The organism is Streptomyces sp. NPDC059909 (genome assembly GCF_042730885.1).
GTDB lineage: Bacteria > Actinomycetota > Actinomycetes > Streptomycetales > Streptomycetaceae > Streptomyces.
This window is the reverse complement of record NZ_JBHWKX010000213.1, coordinates 1-1,620: the sequence shown is the minus strand read 5'-3', so window position 1 is coordinate 1,620 and position 1,620 is coordinate 1. Positions and strand designations below refer to the sequence as shown.

The 1,620-nt window shown below is 70.3% G+C and carries 2 protein-coding genes; both read right to left on the bottom strand.

The window, feature by feature from the left end; all coding sequences use genetic code 11:
• On the bottom strand, positions 1-623 hold a 623-nt coding region (locus ACFV9O_RS40285; RefSeq protein ID WP_385428038.1), incomplete at its 3' end, for a DedA family protein.
• Positions 624-707: 84 nt separating this feature from the next.
• Positions 708-1,490 carry a MerR family transcriptional regulator gene (locus tag ACFV9O_RS40280; RefSeq protein WP_100455452.1) on the bottom strand — a complete coding sequence of 261 codons (783 nt, stop codon included), beginning with the start codon at positions 1,488-1,490 and terminating at the stop codon, positions 708-710.
• Between the last annotated feature and the right edge of the window lie 130 nt (positions 1,491-1,620).

Genomic DNA, 1,620 nt, shown 5'->3' with positions numbered 1-1,620 from the left:
CGCTTGCTCTGGCCGCGGGCCTTCACGAACTCGATGATGATCGGCACGATGGAGATGAGCACGATCAGGATCAGCATCGCCTCGATGTTCTCGCGGACGAAGGCGATCCGGCCGAGCCAGGCTCCGAGCAGCGTCACCCCGGCGCCCCAGACGATGCCGCCGACGATGTTGAAGGTGATGAACGAGCGGTACCGCATGGAGCTGACGCCCGCGATGATCGGGGTGAAGGTCCGCACGATCGGCACGAAGCGGGCCAGGACCAGCGACTTGGGGCCGTGCTTCTCGAAGAACTCGTTGGCCTTGGTGACGTTCTCCTGCTTGAACAGGCGAGAGTCCGGCCGCTTGAAGAGCGCGGGCCCGACCTTCTTGCCGAAGAGGTATCCGGCCTGGTCGCCGACGATCGCCGCGACGCAGATCAGCACGATGGCGAGCCAGAGCGGGAACTTCAGCTGGGCGGTGGTGATCAGCAGCCCGGTGGTGAAGAGCAGCGAGTCACCGGGCAGGAAGAAGCCGATGAGCAGGCCCGACTCGGCGAAGACGATGAGCAGCAGGCCGTAGATGCCGAACTGGTTGAGCAGGTAGTCCGGGTCCAGCCAGCTCGGGCCGAGCGCAAGCGTATTCACTGTTCCGGACTCCTGGGGTGGGCGGGGCGGGACGGTACAGCCGACCAAACTACCAACGCCACGGACCGTCCCGGCGCCGCGCCCTTACTGTTCCTTTACTCCATGCGGCTGCTCCGCGCGGCGGGCGTTGGCGTGGATCGCGTCGTGCAGGTACCGGGCGAGGCCCGGACGGACGGCCTCGTACGTGGCGGTGAAGCGCGGGTCGGCCACGTACATGTCGGCCAGGCCGGTGTGCGTCCGCACGTCGCAGGGGTAGTGGGCGCTGTCGATGTACCGGCGGTGCTCCTCGGCGGCGTCCATCGCCTCGGGGGCGCCGGCGGGCACGCCGCGCTCCAGCAGGCCCGCGACGCGGGCGTGCAGCGCGTCGAACTCGTCCTTGAGCCGCTGCCAGTCGGCCTTCGTGTAGGCGGCCGTGCGGCGTTGCGACGCGCGGTAGGCCTCCGTGTGGCCCCAGCGCTGCTCGGCCTCGTCGGCGTACCGGTCGGGGTCGAAGCCCTCGAAGACCTCGAACTTCTCCTCGGGGGTCAGGTTGATGCCCATCTGTGCTGCCTCCATGGCGGCGGCGACGGCGTCGGCCATCCGCCGCAGGGTCTCGATGCGGTCGGTGAGCAGGGCGTGCTGGCGCCGCAGGTGGGCGCGGGGGTCGGCGGCGGGGTCGTCGAGCAGTGCGGCGATCTCGTCCAGCGGGAAGCCGAGGGCCCGGTGGAAGAGGATGCGCTGGAGCCGGTCGAGGTCGCGGTCGCCGTAACGGCGGTGCCCGGCCCTGCTGCGGCCCGAGGGGGAGAGCAGGCCGACGGCGTCGTAGTGGTGCAGGGTGCGCACGGTGACGCCGGCGACGGCGGCCACCTCTCCGACGGTGTGTTCCACGGCCTCGTTCCCTCACATGACGTCCTGGGCGGCCACCGGACGGCGACCGCTTCCGCCAGCGTGCCGCCTCACGTCGCGTGAGGAGCAAGCCGACGGGCAGGCGGAGGGCACGGACCGGCGTTCCGCGCTG